Here is a 17,508-nt window from a genome sequence, read left to right on the forward strand (position 1 = left end):
GATCTCGCCCCAAAGCGCAATAAAATGCGCCATTTCAAGCGCCTCAAAACTGGCGCTTGATTTTTCTTCCTGAACCCAATACATCGCGCCCGAAGAGTAATTGGGCCAATGAGAGGCCCCCAAACACAGAAGGCGCCTCTATTATGGCAAAGGAAAAGTTTGAACGTTCCAAACCGCACTGCAACATCGGCACCATCGGCCACGTTGACCACGGTAAAACCACTCTGACCGCAGCGATCACCAAGCAATTCGGTGACTTCAAAGCGTACGACGAAATCGACGGCGCACCAGAAGAAAAAGCCCGCGGCATCACCATCTCGACTGCACACGTTGAGTATGAAACCGAAGCACGTCACTACGCACACGTCGACTGCCCAGGCCACGCTGACTATGTGAAAAACATGATCACCGGTGCGGCGCAGATGGACGGCGCGATCCTGGTTGTGAACGCGGCTGACGGCCCTATGCCTCAGACTCGTGAGCACATCCTGCTGGGCCGCCAGGTTGGCATCCCAGCCATGGTTGTCTTCATGAACAAAGTGGATCAGGTTGACGACGAAGAGCTGCTTGAGCTGGTTGAAATGGAAATCCGCGAGCTGCTGTCTGAGTATGAATTCCCAGGCGACGACATCCCTGTGATCGCTGGCTCCGCTCTGGCGGCTCTGGAAGATCGTGACGCAAACATCGGTTCCGAGAAAATCGCTGAGCTGATGGCGGCTGTTGACGAATACATCCCACAGCCTCCACGTGCGACTGACCAGCCGTTCCTGATGCCAATCGAAGACGTGTTCTCGATCTCTGGTCGTGGTACCGTTGTGACCGGCCGTGTTGAGCGTGGCGTGATCAACGTGGGTGACGAAATCGAAATCGTTGGCATCAAAGACACTCAGAAAACCACCTGTACTGGTGTTGAGATGTTCCGCAAGCTGCTGGACTCCGGTGAAGCAGGCGACAACATCGGCGCGCTGCTGCGTGGTGTTGACCGTGAAGCCGTTGAGCGTGGCCAGGTTCTGTGTAAGCCAGGTTCCGTTCAGCCTCACACCAAGTTCGAAGCAGAAGCCTACATTCTGACCAAAGAAGAAGGTGGTCGTCACACCCCATTCTTCGCGAACTACCGTCCACAGTTCTACTTCCGGACTACTGACGTCACCGGCACCGTGAACCTGCCTTCCGGCACTGAGATGGTTATGCCAGGCGACAACCTGAAGTTCGACGTTGAGCTGATCGCACCAATCGCGATGGAAGCAGGTCTGCGCTTCGCGATCCGCGAAGGTGGCCGCACCGTTGGTTCCGGTGTTGTTTCTAAGATCGTTGAGTAATTTGGGTTCGGTGGGGTCAAAGCCCACCCTACGCAAGACTTACGGAAAGGCCGTCCTTAGGGGCGGCCTTTTTTTTGTGTGCAGATCCTTTGAAAGGATCTGACGCCGATTTCTTTTAAAAAAATCGCTCAGGCCGGCCGCTCGATATGCGGCCTTATCGGGTCACATTTTCAACGGATGACGTGCACAGCCGAAGGGGAGTGCCGAACCACCCTCGCAGCCGTCGAGCCGATGAAGTAATCGCCAAAGCCGGGTCTGTGCGATGCGAGAATGATACAATCCACGTCGTGGGTTTTCGCATATTCGAGGATTTCGTGCGCGGCGTTTCCAGAGGTAAGAACCCGCTGAGATCCGGGTAACTTGTTCGCCGTTTCCTCAAGACGTCCTTCGACCTCTTCGCGCGCCGTGATCAAGGCTTCGGCAAGCACATGCGATGTTGCATAGACTGGAATGGCTTCGAGAACATGCATGACGGTCACTTTCGCGTCGTCATCCGCCAGTGTTTTGGCCGCGCGGAAAGAGGCTTCTGTGTCATGCTCCTCGTCGAAGAGAACAGGTAAGAGAATGTTCTTGTACATGCGGTGGTCTCCTTTCACCAGTTGAGTGGCTGAAGAAGAAACTAAAGGTGTTGCCGCGTCTGGTCCTTGAGATAGATCAAGTCGCTGTTGCGAGCGAAACATCGTTAGAATTGGTGAAAGACGTGGGTTTCGACACGATCAGCAAGTGACCTCTACCCAAATGAACGAAAATTGGCCGACCCTGTTTGGGGCCGGCCATCCATCCCATAGGGATCACACTTGGTGTCTTAGCAGACGATCTCTTAGCCCGCAGGCAAGATCACTTTGTCGATGACGTGGATCACGCCATTGCTCGTCACGATATCCGCTGCTGCGACGGACGCATCGTTGATCATGACACCGTTATCGAGGTCGATCATGATGTCGCCGCCCTGAACAGTTGCTGCAGTCATATCGTCAACCAGATCGGTGGACATGACTTTGCCAGGCACCACGTGATAGGTCAGGATCGAGATAAGCTGCTCTTTGTTTTCAGGCAGCAGCAGGCTTTCGACGGTGCCGGCTGGCAGTGCGGCAAAGGCCTCGTCGGTTGGCGCGAAAACGGTGAACGGACCGTCGCCTTTGAGTGTATCGACTAGTCCAGCGGCTTGGACTGCTGCGACAAGAGTGCTGAAGCCTTCGGTGCCTGCGGCTGTGTCGACGATGTCTTTCTGGCTGCCAGCAAAGGCAGGGACTGCGACTAGGGTTGCCAGTGCAAAAGTTGCTGCGCGGATCATTTTGGTCTCTCCATGTATAACATTTCAGAATGCCCTCGTGAGCATCTGACGGGGTTACGGGGAAAGATTGGCCTTGGATCAGGCGGAATTTTTGCAATCTGGGGTTGTCGACGGGCGCTGCCGACCTAAGCCACGGTGTTTTTCTTTTTCAACTCACGATTTAGTGTGGCGAAGTTTATCTGAAGAGAAGTTTTCGGTTCCATTTTCGACGCTGGCACGTCGCTCAGAAGGTGAATTTCTCTTCAAGCATCCTCGCGACACAGCGCCTGCGACAGGCAATGCACACCGCCGCCGCCTAGCGTAAACATCGACATATCCGGATCATAGACCTCAAACCCTAGCGCCCGCATTTTGGCGTTCAGATCCGTCGCGCCCGCCATTGACAGCACTTTTCCATTTCCCAGAGCTACCAAATTCACCCCTAGGTTTTTGGCCTCGCGGTAAGAGACATCCACGATTTCGATCCCCCAACCTTTGACGATGTCGACAAGCCAAGGCTCCATGGCGTCGATACAGGCGACCGCAAGCTTTTCCGCCAATGGTACGATCAGCCCGTCCATATGCACGAATTCTCGGCTGATCGGAGCAACCACGGCCTCCCAACCCTCAGCCCGCACAAACTCTGCCACCTGCTCAGAACCCTCTTTTTCCGAGCGTTCGCCGCAATAGCCAATCAGAATGCGACCGGGTTCGATGATATTGAAATCTCCGCCTTCGAAATGCCCCGCGGTGGCGTATTTCCAGATTGGGATATTGTGGTCCTGATAGAACTGGATAGCCGTCACATAATCCGCGCGGCGGCATTTGAGCTGCATGTGACAGATCAATGCGCCCCATGGGCTCATGGCAGAGCTATCGCGGGCAAAGAAGTTGCGATGCAGGGCCTCGTCGCTTTGCAGATAATGGCAATTGACGCCGTTCTCTTCATAGATCGAAACCATTTCCGCGTGCTGCGCCATCGCAAGTTGCAGATCGAATTTGACGCCGGTTTTGTCGGCATTCGCCAGTGTGCGCCCGATCAGCGGCCCGGCCTCAACCCATTTGTAAAACTCGGGCCGTCCTAGCAGAACATGTTTGAGCGGCGAATAGTCGTTGTTGATGCCCCAGCTCGCCGATAGATCCATATGCGTTGTCATTTTGCCCTCCCGTATTCTCCCAGATGGAATCATTGCAGGCGACCGATGATTTCCCAAATTATTTCTGCATCTTTTCAAATATTATCGCCGCGAGGATGTGCCCCAACGTCACAAAATCCAGCGATTGCAGAGGGTTCAATTGTCCGAGATTTAATTGTCTGACAATTGAATTTGGAGGGTACCGTGTCTGTATCAATAACCAGTATTTTGAAAGCCGCTCGCACACATTGCGAGGAAGAGATCATGCCGAATGTGGACGCCTGGAATGCGTCTAGTGTCTGGCCAAGGGCGAGTTCTGACAAGGCGGCAGCGCTTGGGCTGACCGGGCTTTATGCACCAGAGGAGTTTGGCGGGCAGGGGCTCAGCCTTGGCGATGGCATCCAGGTTTACGAAGAACTGGGGCGCGGCGATGGTGCTTATGCGTTCGCTTTGTCGATGCACAATATCTGCACCTACGCCGGGTGTGGTTTCGGCACAGAAGCTTTCAAAGCCGAATGGGGCCGCGAGCTGACCTCTGGGCGCAAGCTCGCCAACTTTGCTCTTACCGAGCCGCAATCTGGATCAGACGCCTCCAACATGTACAGCCGCGCTGTGATCAATGCGGATGGTACCTGGACGATCAGTGGTGCCAAGGCCTGGGTATCTTTGGCAGGTGAGGCGGATATCTATTTCACGGTGGTCAAAACTTCAGACGAGCCGGGTCACAAGGACATGGCCATGATCGCTATTCCGAAAGATACGCCGGGTCTGAGTTTCGGACCGCGCTATGAGACGCCATCATATAATTTCCTGCCGATGTCTGAGATGTATTTGGATAATGTGGTGGTGAGCGAGGACAATATCATCTTGCCGGTTGGGCAGGGTCTGCAAGGGTCACTCATGGCGATCGATATTGCTCGGGTTTCGATTGCGTCGGGGTGTTGCGGTTTGATGCAGTCCGCTTTGGACACCGCGCTGGCCTATAGTCACAACCGCAAAATGTTCAAAGGCACCAATTTGGATCTGGATGGCATTCAATGGATGCTCGGAGAAGTAGCGACAGATCTAGAGGCCTCTCGTCTTTTGTACAAAGCGGCCGCTAACGCTTTAGGTACAGACCAAGGTCCCCTGATGGCCGCGCATGCAAAGCGGTTTGTACCGGATGCGGCGGTGAAAGCGGCGAACACCTGCACGCAGGTTTTGGGTGGTATGGGTTTGCTTAAGCCTTACGGCATGGATCGGCTGTCGCGCCTGTCTCAGATGCTGCGGATCGTGGATGGCACCACAGAGATCAGCCGAGTTGTGATTGGACGCTCGCTGAAAGCCAGGGCGAAAACGCTTCCGGTGCCAGTGATCCCAAAAGGGTTTGGTGAGGCCTGAGGCTAGTAGCCGCAAAAAAGGCCGCCCAAATCGGCAGCCTAGCGGCGAGTCACACTGAAGTTGGGGCGCTTAAGCCCCATTGCTCCCCGCGACCAAACTGCGGTCGCAGGGAGAGGGACGTGTTGCCTTAGCCGTTTTTCAGGATCGAGCGCACGTGTGCTTGGGTCTGAACAAAGCTGTCATCGCCATCATCGTTGATGGTGTTCAGCAGGTGAACGATGGTTGCATCTGACACGGTGGACAGGTCAGCTTCGGGAGCGAACTTTTGGATCAGGGCTTCATTTGCGCCTGTCGCGTTTGTCATTGCGGATGCTGCACCAGTTGCTGCGATAAGAGCGACGACGGAGGCTGTAAGAATGCGTTTCATGATATTTTCCTTTCGGTTTCGTTAGACGGGGAGTAGCCGTCAGAGCTTGGAGTTGTTGAGAACGAATTAGCCGTTCTTCAGGATCGAACGAACGTGGGACTGGGTCTGAACAAAGCTATCATCGCCATCGTCGTTGATGGTGTTCAGCAGGTGTACAATGGTTGCGTCAGACAGTGTGGACAGGTCTGCTTCAGGTGCAAATTTCTGGATCAGAGCCACGTTTGCGCCAGATGCGTTGGTCATTGCGGATGCTGCACCAGTTGCGGCGATCAGGGCGACGACGGAAGCTGTAAGTACACGTTTCATAATGTATTCCTTTCGGGTTGTAGGACGGGGAGTGACCGTCTGGTTGGGTGCCAGTGTCTTGCTGACGAGTTCAAGCTAGGGATCGGATTGCTGAGTTTGAAATCACGAAATGGCACACGCTGGCTCACGCCGTTATGAGTTGAAAAGAGCAGCATTCGTACAGGGTGCTGCGCATTTCTGCACATCAAAGGTGCGCATCAATATACAAAGGGATGTGTCACACACAGGCCGTGGTTTTTTGAGAGTGCCATGTGAAGTTCCAGCGTTCCGATCCCCGCAAAAAAAATCGTTCACCATTTTATGAGTGCTATTTTTTCGCTTTTGTTTCAAAAGTTTCACTGATCTGTGTACAATGGGATACCGTAAATTGGCCTAGTCTTGCTTCGAATCCCGCAGAAATGCGCAAGTAAGAGTCTTTCCCTCTTGCAGTTTTCGTGAGTCTTGCGTAATTCCAGCGTCACCGTAGGGGTATAGCTCAGTTGGTAGAGCGACGGTCTCCAAAACCGTAGGTCCCGGGTTCGAGCCCTGGTGCCCCTGCCATTAATTTCAAACACTTAGTGGTTTTTCGCGAAACGGCCTCGCCGTATTTTGTGCGTTTTTTTGTGCGAAATGCAGAAATTTGACACTGGCACTGTGTTGATACCGGTGCCCGAACCCAAACAATTGATTCCTGATTGCCGTCTCAACCAGACGAACCAAGCATCAAAGCAGCTCCGTGTCGGATCCTGCGAACAGGTAAGTGTTCGATCTGCTCCACTTCTTCTAGCCACATCTCTGAACCAGGGTCTCCGGATGGTCCGTTGGCATCCCAGTGAAGTTCAGCCAATGCATGAATTCCAGCGACGGTCTTGGGGACGGTGGCAAACATCTTTCGCTCTAGTTCCCGTCGCGTTTCCCAAACCGCTTCCGTGTCTGGATCATCAAGATTTCCAGTAGGGCAGCTATCGTTGGTCGCCTTTAGAGCTTTCCAATGCTCCAACATTGAAACTAGCGGATCTTTTCTGGGATCGGAGAACTCCTGTGCTTCCAACTGTATGGTCTCTAGCTGGCACTTGGATAAAATAGACAAATCTAGATTTGCGACTTTGAGCAAGACGTCGACAACATTTTCCGACTTGGCTTCAACCAACTGGCCCTGAACATCTGAAGAAGCGCGTTCAGAAGGACCTAGCCGCGCTGCGAGTTTTGATACTAGAGTCATAGCGACACCTCATTTTTATCCCCATCAACCAAGATGGAGAGATGTGTGAATGGTATTGAATTTTTATGTCAGTGTGTTAATTTATTATATCTGTGATTTGAAATAGTCAACACGGAGTGGAAATAATTTATAACAGGGTTATAAAAATGAACTCTTCGCAATTAAGGATGGCGCGAGCCGCTACCCGACTTAGCGTCAGGGAATTGGCTGAATTGGCTGGTGTTACGCCGGCCACCATTTCGAGATTTGAAACCGAAAAGGGTGGATTGCAAATGAAGACAGTACAATCGATTCAGGGCGCCCTCGAAAAGCTGGGCGTAGTTTTCGTCGCCAAAAACGGTGGGCCCGCGGGTATTCGCTACGAGCCAATTCAAGAAGACTAATTCAGAAGGCGTCAAAGTTCTCTTGGTTTTGCGAAGATGGACGCGCACCTCTTGTCAGCATCATTCGCCTTTGGGATCTTTCTCGCGCCCATTCGATGATGGACTCTCTGTGACGCTTGCCAATCAGCGGGTCAATTTTCGGAAAACCAGAAGTTTCCTCTAAGTTCTTAGCATTCGACCTTAACCAAGTTACATCGTGACCAAGCATTCGGGCGGCGTCCTTCTCCGTCACAAATAGTGATCTCTCTGGCATAGTTGCTCCTCCGACAAGCGTGTGTGCATTGCAGCATTTGGGCCAATCAGAGAGGCTATTAGCAAGCAAATTGTGGAGATAGACTTGGCAAAAAGAACTAAGAAACCGCCAACTTCGTTGACTGACATCTATGCAGAATGGCTTGATCAAGTTGCTCGTTTATCCCGTGACAAAAACGATGCCAGACTGACCAAGGTTTTGGAACTCATGGAGCTTGCCGCGCCGATACAGGCGCAATCCAAGGCAGACCTTGCGATCAAATTTATGATGGGTTTCGGGGCGCGTATGGAAGACGAACATCCAATTCAAAAATCGCTGCACCAGGATATGGATTTTATCCTGGCAAGTCTCAACGCATAACTAGATCGAGAACTCCCAATGGATAATGAGCTCCAGAGACTTCAAAAACAGCAAGCAACTAAACCCACTTTCAAAGGACTGCGGTTAAGCAAGAAGGCAATCGCTGCTTTGGAGGAGATGGCCTACACGGGCATGTCGCTGCATATGGCAGCCGATAAGCAAGGGATGCGACGTGACAGTCTAAGGAAGACCTTCGACCGGTTTGAAGTTCGTCAGGTATTCAATCAAATCATCGCGCATATTCGACAGAATGCGGCTCAAGACGCTTATCTTAGAATGGTGGAACTCGCACAAACAGCGAAGAGCGAAGCGGTTCGAGCCGATGCCAACAAATGGTTGGCCGGCGTGGATGCAATTGCCCCGGTGCGAAAGTTGGATGCGCGAGTACAGCACAGCGTTCAGTTTGGTGGGTTCGATTACAGCGACATTGCTTCGACTGACGGAGACGCACCGATGGAAGGCAGTCCTGAGGCAGCTTCTAAGCGCTCCGTACGCCACTAAGTGATCCTCGGACTCAACAGTGCGCAACATGCTCTAACGGGCAACCTTGTGGGCTCCTGGGACCACCCCCTTCGCATATTGATCGAAGCGGCCACCCCCTCCAAAAAAATCGGCCTTGCACCATTACCTCTAGGCATCACATCTGCGTCGATGCTAATTCTCCAAATTTCATTTTTCCGTATTTGGTATCAAACACGTTTCGCCTCGGTATCCATCATAATTGCGGCGATCAATTATTTCTCCGCGGTAACCTATCACGGCAAAAATCAGCACTTCGACAAGCCACATCGTAATCGACCAAGCTTCATGCAGCTCAATACCGGTTGGTCCCTCTCGAAAGTCTTGATGAACCAGTATGTTTCTAAATCGAGAGATTAACTCGAAAGCGTCGATATTGTTGTTGGACTTAGAATATTCTTGAAGACGCGGACTTTTGTCGAGCAATCCTTCGTTTACTTTCGCGTGGCTTGCCGCAGAACGCGATTTGTCGGCGAATGAAATTGTTCTGTTGGCCAGCATGGACTTCGACCAATCTGCTCGGTACTGCAAAATGAAATTCACTATCGCTTCCAGGGCAGAGTGGGCAGCGATCAATGCCAGTTCGGGCCCGATCTTTCGCGACAAACTTGCGGCTCGATAGAAGTTGATTGTTTGATCAAGCGCCCGACAAGTGGTGAGATCAGAGCGTGAGACGCAGAAAAGCTTATATAGGTTAGGAAGTTCGTTCTGTAGCTCTATGTCAAACCAATTTGTCTGAGCAGGCGAAACATCAACTTTAGTGAAGCCCAACATGCGAAATGCAATTTCGCCATTTTCCTGGAAGGCGAAGACGTTGCCGAATCCACAGTTTGCACCTTTGAGGAACGTCATGAATCTTATGAAGTTTCGCAATGAAGACCATGGTTTTTCTGAGGAAAGGCGAACATTAGACTCTACTTTGCATGGGCTTCCGTGATCCGATCGAAACGGGATAATTTTCATCACCGTTCCAACGGGATACTCCAAAACAATCGGCTTATTGAGGAATTTTGGCGCTGACCAAAGAACCGCCGAAAAGCTTGATGCGGTCTTGGTGTCTACAAGAATGCAGGGCACATTATTAGGCGTTGCCGTAACTTTGGCAGGATCTGCACCCGAAGGCGCTGTGCGCTCTGTAACAATAACTGGTATCGCAGCGTGTTGGGCCTTGTACTTTATCTCAAATTTCGCGCGAAGCGCACTGAAACCATCAGGGGCAAAGGTTCCAAGAGAAAAAGATATCTCACCTTCTTGGCCGTACGACGTTTCAATTTTAGTTGGACCTACCTGCTTTCCATCGACTTCGAGGCTTTCAACCTCAATTGTGAAACTGGGCAAATTTCCGGTGTCGAAAAACTGATCTGCTTCAAGCATCTGTGTATGTCCTGGCAAAGTCCAAACTTTGATTTGGCTATGTTTAAAATTGTACTGTTTAGTGTGTAACCGCGCAGATTCTGTGCGCAGCATGGTTAAAAATATTCATTTCCAGCAGTGTATCATGATTTTTTGATAGCAAGTTCCCATATGCGTCGCTCGCAAAAAAAGGGCTTTTTTGACAACTAAATCTCAAGAAGAAAACACAGGGAGTTCACCATAATTATATTTATACTTCAAAATCTTAGACAAAATTTCTACCCACGGGATCCCTTTGTTAAATGTTCGCAATGTAGCGTGTTTAAGGCTTTGAGCAGCAATCTTGGGCAGGCGTACTCGCTCAATCAAACCCAAAAAAGTAATCGTTAAAGTTGTGCGCATACCGTCGATCTAGTTAATCTCCAAATATTATACGCAAAGGAAGAATTTTCATGCCACCCACTACGCGACGAGTTTACAAGATTGATGACGCAACACTAGTTAGTGTCTTTTCCAGCCTTGCGGACTTATTCCCGGGCAAGTCGTCTTCTTCAACTTTCGTATTGGCCCAGGGAATTACAATGCTACCCGAAGACTTGGCCGGAGCCGAGGGTTTAGGTGGACGGTTTGCGTTCGAGACAGCGACGCTGAATATTGCCATTCAACATGAATCAAGCCTGAATGTTTTCTTTCGCAGATCAACCAAGCATCAAAATGGCAACACGGAACCATCTGCGCGTTACGATGAGTTTGACGTTAACTTTGGCGGACGAGACCCTTCTTTCTGGAACGAAAACAAAGATCTTGTTGGTGAAGTTCTAAAATTAGTCTCTTGTGATAGCGAAGTTCCCGAAACTGTTTCGGATGAAGATTCGGTGCTGTCCGAGCTTATACGAAGCTTGAATGCTACCCATCGTCAAATGCTAGGTAGTCTACAGGAATCCTTAAAAGACAGCATCGATAGGCGCGCAGAACTCGAACGCGAAGCCGAGAAAAAAGACACGGCAAGGGCCGAAAAACACGCCGAAGAAATCGCCAAATTGGAGGCAGAACGAGAAAAGCTTCAACTCCAATCGTACCGATCCGAGCGCCGCAAAATCATGCAACAGCTCACAAACGATAAGGCTTTAAAGCAGCGTCGCGAAATGACACCGCCTGGTTTGATTAAGGTTCGCTGGGCTGTCTTTGTTTCGTCAATAGTTTTGGGTCTAATTTCTTTCTACATCACTTATTTGAGCCTTTCTCAGATAGCTCCAGAAGAGTCGATGGCTCTCAGTATTTCCAGTTCCCTACCTGAACAAGCGGACGGCTCTCTGGTCGCACAAGTTGTTCAACAAGCATTGGGTACCACGAATTGGTACCTGATAATTAGAAGCGTGTTCTCATCACTGGTAGGCATTGGAGCTTTTGCATATGCCGCAAATTGGTTGCGGACTTTTTACGACAGTGAAGTAGCTGCAACCCGAGCGGTGGACCAATTTAATCACGACTTGGTGCGAGCTAGCTGGGTTATCGAAACCGTTTTAGAAGTTAAGCAAGAGCATGACAGTGTTGTACCTAATCACTGGATTGAAGGTGTGACACGCGGACTATTTGCTGATAACGGGGCGCAATCCCAAGCTGACGAGGGAATTCAAGCCCTGAAGGCGCTCTTAGGTTTCAGCGCTGGAGCGTCTTTTGGCCCAGACGGCCCGAAGGTTGAGCTCAACCGAAAGGGGGCAAAAAAGCTTTCTGAGGATTGAGCTTCATCAGTTTTCCAGGAGCTCGAGCAAAAATGACTGTTTGCAGTGAAAGCTTCAATCAGTAGAGGGCCAATGCTAGGTCTGAAGCTCAATCTTCTGGAAAAGCGGCATTAGATACCAAAGGTTGTTCCCAGGAACTGCGCGGAGCATTTGTTTCCGATCCCATTCCGTGAATTGGCCTTTCTCAGCGGCAGCTCTGGAGGCCGCTGCAACACCTTCGCCGACACCCTTGGCAAGTCCCATCGAAGGACCAAGCAACCCTTCCAGAGTGCCTCTCGTACGATATCGAGACACTTCTTCCCCCGAGAGAGACAGAGCGCCCCCGAGCAACGCGTTAGCCGGTGCGTGGACCTCCATCAACCAACCAGCCAGACCGGAACGATCAAGTGCATCTTCCCATAGAGCGACACCTTCTTTTCTTTCGTATCCTCCCAAATCCGACTTGATGTGAGAGACCATTACGCTGAGCGCCAACATAGTAACAACCGAGGCAAGCGCATCTCCATCAGCCTTCTGAATGCTGGCTAGAAGGATCCTGTGATAGGCGGAAAATGCAAAGGTTTTGAACTGAAAGAAGAACTTGCCGGCTTCCGACGAAAACGTCAAAGGGCGATCTTGATTTGGTGTAGGCACCATCAGATCGAACTCGCGTGTCATAGCGTCATTAAACGCTCGAAAGGCTTCCTTGTCGTCCCAAGCACGCCCCTGAGCCAACCATAGGGTTCCATTGAGGTCACCATGTTTCTGAACTTGCTTTGCTATACGATCTGCCATCCAAGGCTCGATTCCGTTTGCAGCAAGGAACCTCGTTTGTTTTTGGGTCGCCTTTCCACTGGCCATTGCTACCGCAGCTTTAGACATTCTGGACGCGACGAACGCACCGCCTACAGTTTTCCAGCCCGCATTCCACGGAACAATTCCAGCGACGTAGCTAAACGTCCGGCCAATTTCACCAACAATACGTTCACCGCGCGTCTTGCTGCTAAAAGGATCGACTAAGTTTGCGATCTCCATAGCGCGACCATTGAGGTACCATTCGGCGGCAGCGCCAAGTTCGCTCGCCTCTTCAAGTCCCAACTTCATCCGTTTCGGGTCGGTCAGTGCGGTAAATGATCCGAACGCGGCCTCGACACCCGCTTCACCTACTACCTTTCCCAAATCAGGCATTGCTGAGATTGTGAAGCCTCCAAGAAGCCCTGTGTACGAAAGAGTCCGGGAGACCCGACTTGCTGCGACCCAAACATTCCGTGGGTCACTAGGGAGCATGTAAGTCCCGCGAATTCTCTCTTTCATCGCAAGAATGTCTCGTCGCGCAGCGTTAGCGTCTCTCTCTACCTGCTTCTTCTTGCGTGAAGAGCTTGCGGCTTTTGTTAGCCGTGTTTCCTCTTCATTGATTTTTTGAATAGCGCCACTGAGCTCGATGTCTCCAAACTCACGGATAAGTTCAAAATCCGGAACAAGAGTTTCAAAGTACCTTGTCATGATCACACGCGCATCCGACTCCAACCAAGGTTCCAGAACCTCGTCCGGCACGTCCAAAACTCGGGTTCTAGAAGGCTTGCTAAGAACAGCTTGGTAGGCATGTTGCCCTGGCGCAAGTCCGCGGATAGTACGAACCGTTTCCTCAACTTCTGATTTGATTTCTATATCGGATTTCGCGGCCAGAAATTCGTCATACTCAATATCGTCCATAGCACGCGACAGGGCGCCAGAGAGGGATTTATCCAGTTCCAGGCGTTGGAGTGCATCGCTCCGCTTCTTTGCGAACTCTTTCTCCAAGATTGGAAGAATATCATCTGAGGATCCGTCGCCTAGGTGGCGGGTTATTTTTTCCGTGTTGTAGATGCGGCTTAAGTAGGACCCTGCGTTTTTCACCCGCATGCCCTCGGGGAATATCCCAAGCTCTTCTGCTTCTTTCTTGGTAGGTTCAAAAAGTAGGGTCCGTAGGGCTGCCGCGGTCTTTTGAACTTGCGAAATAGGATGTTTGTCGTCGCGACGCAGCGCCTTTGCGACTTCCTCCGCAAACTGTGCGCTTGAGAGTTTTCTATCGTAGCCAAACAAATGAGACCATTTACCGGTTACCGGAGCAGTAAAGTGTCCAACCAGGCCAACCGGCCCGTCCTTTGCGTAATTGGCATAGTTGCGAACGAATTCCGCGTGCAGTCCGGCGAGTTCGTTGTTCCGGCGAGTTTTGATCCTAGTTTCGACCGGCGCTCGGCCACTTAAAACGTGCTTCCCTGAAGAGTTAACTTCGTATTCAAGAATTGGTTCAGCCAAGCGCGCCGACGCTGCTCGAACCGATTGAAAATCGTGGAGCATAGAGCGGAGCAGTGGATCCGTGCCCATAATTGGACGACCAACGACAGGTAAGTTTCTAACGGTGCTGAAGAGTTTTTCTTTTCTCAAGCTAAAGTCTTCGGTGTTTTCTGCTGCGCCAACGGATCTAAAGCTCGAGTCGATATCATGAATGGCTTCGGGGAGCCGCTCTGCGCTATGAGAAGCGGCCTTGAAGGCTTCCGGTGACATTTTACCTACGGCAGCGCCTAGCAGGCCTCCTAGAAGCACGCCGCCGCCAATTGCATATACTGTCTCCGCACCCGTGCGAGTTTGCTGGGAGGAATGCAGGGCCAGTTCATCGATTGCAATTGCCGCAGCGTTGGCACCTGACACCGTCATTGCGGTCTTTCCGATGCTGACACCGCCTTTGGCACCTTTAACGACCGCACCACCGGGTAACAACGAAGTCGGAGAAAGAATAGCCGCGGAAAATCCTGCTAAATTTCCCCATGCGCCTGCTTCATGGATCGCAGTTTTGTCTTCGATTTCACGGTCTATCTGAGCAAGCGCCAAGGCGGTTTGTTCGGCGTTAGGAGAGTTAGCCAGTCTGTCCGCATAAGGCTCATACTTGGTGCCTTGGACTTCGTCCCATGATCGATATTCTGGATCTCGATCAATAGAATGATCAAACGAGAAACCAGTGAGCGCTGAAACAACCGGATTTTCTTGGCGAAATGCTGCTCCCAACACATCCAAACCAGACTGTTGAGTTTCCTCACCCAAATCCAGCCCTTCGCGAAGTGCTAATTGACCAGGTTCAACTTCATCGTAAACCAAAGGCATTAGTTTGCTTTCCTTTCAAATCGATCAATCTCAGTTTTAGGATTGAACAAGCCAGGGTTGGCACGCATGTAGCGGCGCCCCATGGCGTGCATCGCCCGGTTTTGGTTTTGCAGTGTGCTGTTAACCGGTGGGTGAGGTGCCAACGATGGATCGAAAGTAAAGCGAGCCGGAAGCAAGTTCAGGACATCATCGAACAAGTAATACAGCTGATAGCTCGGCGGCTCTCCCCGGCTCACCTGGGCGTTGGTTCGGTCGTCTGAAACCAGGTAAATATGTTTCGCCGAGATCCGGTTTTCTGTCTCGCTCCTGCCTGTGAGCACAGCCGGCAGGTCATCTTCCTCGAGATTGTCCCCAAAGACAAAATGACTGATCTCGTCTTCCAACTGCTGCGTCATCCACTCGTGCGACCCGTCAATCTTATCCCAATGCTTCTGCGGGGGATGCCTCATAATTCTAAGAGGACCCGAGACCTCGTTCACGCCATAGGACCGGTCAAAGTAGTCAAGCGTTCGAGCGACCGAGCGATCAACATCTCCGGTAAGTTCAAACTCATCGATGAACACTAAACGAAACGTTGCCAGTAGTTCGGCCTCTTGATGGAAAGGCACGAGAGCTTTGACGTTTTCCTCTTCCGCTCGCCCCAACCGGGGCGACGAGAATACCGACGTGTCGAAATGGTCAATCAATGTGTTTAGTTTCAGTTTGCCTGCATGTTTTTTTGCCGCCTCGGAAATATTCTTCGGGACATTTTCTCGGTTCTCAACAATTCGCATACCAGCTTCAGTAGGGCTCATGACTTTCGCGTACCGGCGATAGTCAGTTGCTTCTCTTTCGATTTGCCGACTGCCCTCGTAGCTTGAAAATGCGCCTGAGGTTTGTTCGTCCAATAGATTGAACAACTCAAGAGCATGTCCCACTTTCTCCGGATCAGAGGACTGAACGCCAGCAAACAAAGCATCCGCAAATGACCTTGGCGCAAAGCCGGTTCTTTTCGCTAGTGAAGCTGCCAATGCCACGTATTCAGGCTTTGAAATCGGGTTCTCTTTGCCAATTTGCGAAAGGTAAAGTTCATCAAGCTGAGTTTTTTGCTTCGAATTCCTTGCATTCCAGTGAACTGACTCATCATCGAGGTCGAATATCGTTTGCTGGATCTGGAGTTGCGCTTTCCGTGATGCATGAAGTTTGTTCGCCAAGGAAATTTGATCCGCATCCGAAAGATCATGGTTCTCAAAAATCTCTTGTTCGGTCAGAGAAATGTCGCCGTTTTCAATTCTGCTTGCATATTCCTCCGCGGCGGCTTCCTCCTGGCGACCACGCGAAAGGCGCACATCATTTAGTGCCTTAGTCGCCATACTCCGAAGTTCGATGTCATCGATATGGTCAATAAATTCTCGGCTGGCAGAGATATCACGAGCTTTCAAAGTCATCTTGCGCGCGGCCCAGTTTTGGACGTCGCGCACGGTCATACCGCTGAGGAACGGGTTGGCCTTGATCACCGAGGCTTCAACAACCTCGGAAACCAAAGTGCCTGCTTCCTGCTTTAGGACTTCAATTGCACCCCCAGCACCAAAGAAATGAGCTAGGTATTCTGTTGCGTGATTGACAGGAAGATCGGCTGCACGCAACGCGTCTTGGTTTTCACGACGAAAGTGGGCAAACATCTCGGAGGACTTTGCCCGATCCGCTCGCAAAGCAAGAAGTTCGGTATCAGTCAGTCCTTTCGCCCATTCTGGCTTGTGGCGTTTAACTAGGGCCTTCCACGTACCTTTCAGAAATTGATGTGGCCCTAACGCCGTGGAGTTCGGGTTCTGAGCAGTGTTTCTCCCAGCACTCTCTGCGTGGATGATGCGGCCTTCGTAGCTGTCGTTTGAAAGACTTTCTGCCAATCCGTTCGCTTCTACTTGCTTCAATCGTCCTTGCGCAGCGATGTCGAGTTTAACCCTTTCCGTCGCAGCAATGTCAGCGTCATTTAACAACTTATCTAGTTCGTCTTTCTCGGCTTGGGACAAGTCTGATCGACCGATCAATTGCCCCAACCGCAAGCGAACAAGGTCTATTTTGGCGGCTCCGCGCAATTTCCGCAGGTATAGTTCGGCTTCAGCGGGAGTTTCCCGGATCCAAGCTGTGGTGGCCCGAAACTCAGTAATCCGTTCCAACTCCTGATACTTTGCTTGTGCGGCTTCACCGTCGCCCTGAACTACTAAGTTCGCGTAGTCTTGCGCCAATAGATCACGCTGCGCAGCAGTTTGCTGATCCGCTTCGCGCTGATCTCGCACCGTGCTTTGTCGGTTCAGGCCATTGAAGCGGCTGGATGCTTCCCTTTCAGCTGCAAGAACAATCTCGTCTTTTAAGACTGCATCGATACCTTCTTCCGATTTCAGGGACTGAATGTAGAGACCCGACGCTTCCTTGAACCCGGCGGGGTCAAACTCATACTTGGCCGCCAACTCGCTCATGTTGGTTTGAAGATCGATGGAACGGGTAGCGAGGAATTTCGCCTTAGCGGCAACGTTGTGTGCTTCACCAAGTTCCCCACTGAGTGGGCCCTTTAGGTCGACCTTCAGCTTGCCATCGACGTCCCGGTACAAAGCGTTCAATCCATTTTCGCGCGCTTGGTCGATTGCCGCCGGCTTTACGAAGTCTGCACCCGCTTTTGCAGCGTTTGCGAGAGCGGCCCAGCCGTCCCCAGCTTTGGGTACATGAACAGCGACTTGTGAAACGGCTCCTCGGCGGATGATTTCTGGAACACGTGCCATTGATAGAGCTCCTCGTTCGTTTCTATCCCGCCATGGGTTT

Annotated in this window: 15 protein-coding genes and 1 tRNA gene; 7 read left to right on the plus strand and 9 right to left on the minus strand. The window is 51.3% G+C overall.

Annotated elements, in window-relative coordinates; translation table 11 throughout:
* Positions 1-143: 143 nt before the first annotated feature.
* The gene (gene tuf / locus HZ995_RS09065; protein WP_209355353.1) at positions 144-1,319 is read left to right on the plus strand and encodes an elongation factor Tu; all 1,176 of its coding nucleotides are present in this window, start codon (positions 144-146) and stop codon (positions 1,317-1,319) included.
* Between the two features lie 170 nt (positions 1,320-1,489).
* Here tuf and HZ995_RS09070 read toward each other — a convergent pair whose 3' ends face one another.
* From HZ995_RS09070 to HZ995_RS09080, 3 genes are all read right to left on the minus strand, one after another.
* Complete coding sequence (locus tag HZ995_RS09070) at positions 1,490-1,897, minus strand: universal stress protein (protein WP_209355354.1); 408 nt, start codon at positions 1,895-1,897, stop codon at positions 1,490-1,492.
* A 242-nt stretch (positions 1,898-2,139) separates the two neighbouring features.
* Positions 2,140-2,613, minus strand: a complete 474-nt coding sequence (locus HZ995_RS09075) for a fasciclin domain-containing protein (protein WP_209355355.1) — start codon at positions 2,611-2,613, stop codon at positions 2,140-2,142.
* 242 nt (positions 2,614-2,855) lie between these two features.
* Positions 2,856-3,749, minus strand: a complete 894-nt coding sequence (locus tag HZ995_RS09080) for a dimethylarginine dimethylaminohydrolase family protein (protein WP_245168627.1) — start codon at positions 3,747-3,749, stop codon at positions 2,856-2,858.
* Positions 3,750-3,932: 183 nt separating this feature from the next.
* Between HZ995_RS09080 and HZ995_RS09085 the strand changes: the two genes are divergently transcribed.
* On the plus strand, positions 3,933-5,108 hold the full coding sequence (locus tag HZ995_RS09085; RefSeq protein WP_209355356.1) for an acyl-CoA dehydrogenase family protein: 1,176 nt from the start codon (positions 3,933-3,935) through the stop codon (positions 5,106-5,108).
* A gap of 127 nt (positions 5,109-5,235) precedes the next feature.
* Here HZ995_RS09085 and HZ995_RS09090 read toward each other — a convergent pair whose 3' ends face one another.
* Both HZ995_RS09090 and HZ995_RS09095 read right to left on the minus strand, forming a co-directional pair.
* The gene (locus tag HZ995_RS09090) at positions 5,236-5,475 is read right to left on the minus strand and encodes a hypothetical protein (protein ID WP_209355357.1); all 240 of its coding nucleotides are present in this window, start codon (positions 5,473-5,475) and stop codon (positions 5,236-5,238) included.
* Between the two features lie 66 nt (positions 5,476-5,541).
* Complete coding sequence (locus HZ995_RS09095; RefSeq protein WP_209355358.1) at positions 5,542-5,781, minus strand: hypothetical protein; 240 nt, start codon at positions 5,779-5,781, stop codon at positions 5,542-5,544.
* A gap of 464 nt (positions 5,782-6,245) precedes the next feature.
* On the opposite strand from HZ995_RS09095, the gene HZ995_RS09100 reads away from it, so the two are divergent.
* Positions 6,246-6,321, plus strand: a tRNA-Trp gene (locus HZ995_RS09100).
* A gap of 142 nt (positions 6,322-6,463) precedes the next feature.
* Here HZ995_RS09100 and HZ995_RS09105 read toward each other — a convergent pair.
* Entirely contained in the window at positions 6,464-6,982 is a 519-nt protein-coding gene (locus HZ995_RS09105; RefSeq protein ID WP_209355359.1) for a hypothetical protein, read from the minus strand.
* A gap of 146 nt (positions 6,983-7,128) precedes the next feature.
* Here HZ995_RS09105 and HZ995_RS09110 point away from each other — a divergent pair, with 146 nt between their 5' ends.
* From HZ995_RS09110 to HZ995_RS09120, 3 genes are all read left to right on the plus strand, one after another.
* On the plus strand, positions 7,129-7,365 hold the full coding sequence (locus HZ995_RS09110) for a helix-turn-helix domain-containing protein (RefSeq protein ID WP_209355360.1): 237 nt from the start codon (positions 7,129-7,131) through the stop codon (positions 7,363-7,365).
* Positions 7,366-7,702: 337 nt separating this feature from the next.
* A complete protein-coding gene (locus HZ995_RS09115; protein ID WP_209355361.1) occupies positions 7,703-7,978 on the plus strand; it encodes a hypothetical protein in 276 nt (91 codons plus the stop codon).
* A gap of 18 nt (positions 7,979-7,996) precedes the next feature.
* Positions 7,997-8,479: a hypothetical protein gene (locus HZ995_RS09120; protein WP_209355362.1), complete on the plus strand. Its 483-nt coding sequence runs from the start codon at positions 7,997-7,999 to the stop codon at positions 8,477-8,479.
* Positions 8,480-8,647: 168 nt separating this feature from the next.
* On the opposite strand, the gene HZ995_RS09125 is transcribed toward HZ995_RS09120, so the two are convergent.
* Positions 8,648-9,871, minus strand: coding sequence for a hypothetical protein (locus HZ995_RS09125; protein WP_209355363.1), 1,224 nt, complete (start codon positions 9,869-9,871; stop codon positions 8,648-8,650).
* Between the two features lie 431 nt (positions 9,872-10,302).
* Here HZ995_RS09125 and HZ995_RS09130 point away from each other — a divergent pair, with 431 nt between their 5' ends.
* Positions 10,303-11,592 (plus strand): hypothetical protein, encoded by a 1,290-nt coding sequence (locus HZ995_RS09130; RefSeq protein ID WP_209355364.1) that lies wholly within the window; start codon positions 10,303-10,305, stop codon positions 11,590-11,592.
* Between the two features lie 75 nt (positions 11,593-11,667).
* On the opposite strand, the gene HZ995_RS09135 is transcribed toward HZ995_RS09130, so the two are convergent.
* Together HZ995_RS09135 and HZ995_RS09140 are read right to left on the minus strand one after the other, a co-directional pair.
* Positions 11,668-14,712, minus strand: coding sequence for a hypothetical protein (locus HZ995_RS09135; protein ID WP_209355365.1), 3,045 nt, complete (start codon positions 14,710-14,712; stop codon positions 11,668-11,670).
* Positions 14,712-17,468: a hypothetical protein gene (locus HZ995_RS09140; protein WP_209355366.1), complete on the minus strand. Its 2,757-nt coding sequence runs from the start codon at positions 17,466-17,468 to the stop codon at positions 14,712-14,714. The genes HZ995_RS09135 and HZ995_RS09140 overlap by 1 nt, the downstream gene beginning before the upstream one ends.
* Positions 17,469-17,508 lie beyond the last annotated feature (40 nt).

It is taken from the genome of Cognatishimia activa, assembly GCF_017798205.1.
Classification (GTDB): domain Bacteria; phylum Pseudomonadota; class Alphaproteobacteria; order Rhodobacterales; family Rhodobacteraceae; genus Cognatishimia; species Cognatishimia activa_A.

Coding starts and splice junctions, on each gene's coding strand:
- tuf (WP_209355353.1), top strand. CDS start 144: ATGGCAAAGGAAAAGTTTGAACGTTCCAAACCGCACTGCAACATCGGC.
- HZ995_RS09070 (WP_209355354.1), bottom strand. CDS start 1,897: ATGTACAAGAACATTCTCTTACCTGTTCTCTTCGACGAGGAGCATGAC.
- HZ995_RS09075 (WP_209355355.1), bottom strand. CDS start 2,613: ATGATCCGCGCAGCAACTTTTGCACTGGCAACCCTAGTCGCAGTCCCT.
- HZ995_RS09080 (WP_245168627.1), bottom strand. CDS start 3,749: ATGACAACGCATATGGATCTATCGGCGAGCTGGGGCATCAACAACGAC.
- HZ995_RS09090 (WP_209355357.1), bottom strand. CDS start 5,475: ATGAAACGCATTCTTACAGCCTCCGTCGTCGCTCTTATCGCAGCAACT.
- HZ995_RS09095 (WP_209355358.1), bottom strand. CDS start 5,781: ATGAAACGTGTACTTACAGCTTCCGTCGTCGCCCTGATCGCCGCAACT.
- HZ995_RS09105 (WP_209355359.1), bottom strand. CDS start 6,982: ATGACTCTAGTATCAAAACTCGCAGCGCGGCTAGGTCCTTCTGAACGC.
- HZ995_RS09110 (WP_209355360.1), top strand. CDS start 7,129: ATGAACTCTTCGCAATTAAGGATGGCGCGAGCCGCTACCCGACTTAGC.
- HZ995_RS09120 (WP_209355362.1), top strand. CDS start 7,997: ATGGATAATGAGCTCCAGAGACTTCAAAAACAGCAAGCAACTAAACCC.
- HZ995_RS09125 (WP_209355363.1), bottom strand. CDS start 9,871: ATGCTTGAAGCAGATCAGTTTTTCGACACCGGAAATTTGCCCAGTTTC.
- HZ995_RS09130 (WP_209355364.1), top strand. CDS start 10,303: ATGCCACCCACTACGCGACGAGTTTACAAGATTGATGACGCAACACTA.
- HZ995_RS09135 (WP_209355365.1), bottom strand. CDS start 14,712: ATGCCTTTGGTTTACGATGAAGTTGAACCTGGTCAATTAGCACTTCGC.
- HZ995_RS09140 (WP_209355366.1), bottom strand. CDS start 17,468: ATGGCACGTGTTCCAGAAATCATCCGCCGAGGAGCCGTTTCACAAGTC.